This is a genomic window from Myroides sp. NP-2 (assembly GCF_014145665.1).
Taxonomy (GTDB): domain Bacteria; phylum Bacteroidota; class Bacteroidia; order Flavobacteriales; family Flavobacteriaceae; genus Flavobacterium.
This window is the reverse complement of record NZ_JACHTD010000041.1, coordinates 1-1,473: the sequence shown is the minus strand read 5'-3', so window position 1 is coordinate 1,473 and position 1,473 is coordinate 1. Positions and strand designations below refer to the sequence as shown.

1 protein-coding gene is annotated in these 1,473 nt (G+C 32.0%); it reads left to right on the top strand.

Annotated features, from left to right (window positions below; genetic code table 11):
• On the top strand, nucleotides 1–1,420 hold a 1,420-nt coding region (locus H4K35_RS15525), incomplete at its 5' end, for a tyrosine-type recombinase/integrase (protein WP_220497706.1).
• Between the last annotated feature and the right edge of the window lie 53 nt (nucleotides 1,421–1,473).

The window sequence follows — 1,473 nt, the reverse complement described above, 5'->3', positions numbered from 1 at the left end:
AAAAACAAAAAACATTAAAATTCAGAAATGGTTGGATAATTGGTTGGATAAAACTAAATTTACAGTATATATAAATCATATCGTTATGGCTTCAATTAAGTATTACCCACAGCAACCAAAAGGTAAAAGCAAAATCTATATCAGGCTTTCAATCAAAAGAGGTAAAGACTTTCGATTATCTACTGGATTGACTATTGAAGATGTGAAAGACTGGAATTTCACTAAGAACTACCCAAAGCAAAACACAGAGAATAATAAGAACTTACACAGGAGGTTACAGGACTTAGAAAACCATATCCAAGATGAGGTCTTAGCTGTTGAGAAAAGTGATGAGTTAGCAATAAACGACCTAAGTAGTCAATGGCTTAAAAACTTAATTCTTGATTATTTCAACGAAGCTCCTAACGAAGATAAAGATTTGTTAATTCCTTTTGCAGATAGTTTTGTGAAAAATCTACCCAATAGTACCTATATGAAGAATGGAAAGCCACAGGAGTACAAACAAGAAACAATAGACAAGTATAAATATTTCGTTGAAAACCTTAAAGACTTTGAAGAATACAGAAAGAAAAAAATCAGTCTTAGTGAAACTGACTTAGCTTTTGCAGAAGAACTAACAACTTATTTAGATGAAGAGAAAAACCAAGCAACCAACACTTTTGGAAGAAGTATCAAAAGACTAAAGACAATCTTGAAAGAAGCAGAAAATCAAGGTAGAAAAGTTAATCCGAACCACAAAAAGATACGAGGCTTTGAAGATGAAACAATAGTAACATTTTTAACCTTTGAAGAGATTGATAAGTTAATCGACAATGAATTTTCTACAAGAGATTTGGAAATTGCAAGGGACTGGCTTGTGATTGCTTGTTACACAGCACTAAGAGTTTCTGACTTGTATCGTATGAATAAATCTATGATAGTTAATGAAAAAGGGGTTGATTACATTGTTTTGAAACAGTATAAAACCAACAAGAGAGTAAAAATTCCTATTCATTACAAAGTAAGAGATGTTTTGTTAAAGTACGGATTTGACTTCCCTCCTAACTTTTACGAGAATGAAAAAAGTAACAGAACAAAATTATCTACTCTGATGAAAAAAGTTTGTGAATTATCAGAAATTAACGAAGTTGTGTCTGGTAGATATAATGGAGTTCACGGAAGCTATCCAAAATACAAACTTATACACAACCATAGCTGTCGTAGGTCATTCTGTTGTAATTTTTATGGTAAAGAGGGTTGGTCTGTTCCTATGATTATGGCTATATCAGGACACGAAAACGTAAACAATTTTTACAAATACATTGACAAAGAAGATGATACACTTTCAAGCATAGTAGCCGAACGATTTGCAGAAATGGAGAAAGCCAACATAAAAAACAAACCTCAATCAAAAATAATCAAATTAGCTTCAAACCAATAGACTTATGATACCTATCGAATTTACAGAAACAGCTCGTTTACAGGAAGAACTGA